The organism is Mesorhizobium helmanticense (genome assembly GCF_003034915.1).
GTDB classification, from domain to species: domain Bacteria; phylum Pseudomonadota; class Alphaproteobacteria; order Rhizobiales; family Rhizobiaceae; genus Mesorhizobium; species Mesorhizobium helmanticense.
In genome coordinates, this window is the sequence record NZ_PZJX01000140.1 from 1 (window position 1) to 249 (window position 249).

At 63.1% G+C, this 249-nt stretch carries 1 pseudogene; it reads right to left on the reverse strand.

The annotated features are described in order from the left end of the window. Positions 1 to 57 precede the first annotated feature (57 nt). Positions 58 to 249 (reverse strand): annotated as a pseudogene (locus C9427_RS34365) (hypothetical protein); the annotation flags it as partial.

Here is a 249-nt window from a genome sequence, read left to right on the forward strand (position 1 = left end):
TGCGCAAACGGGCCGAGATGGGCGCACGACATTGGTACGCCACCCGGCTGCTGCTGATCAGGCGAACTGGGGAAGGCCGGGAATGGAATTGAGGACCTCGTCCACGAGTTCGTCGCCGGCATGTTCCTTGGCGAAGGCGATCGTCTCGTTAGCAAGGCCGGCGATATTTCCCAGGCTGAGACCCTCGTTCATCAATTGCTGGCCGAAACCCACCACACCGCCTCCGGCGAGGACGCTGCCGCCCTCTGT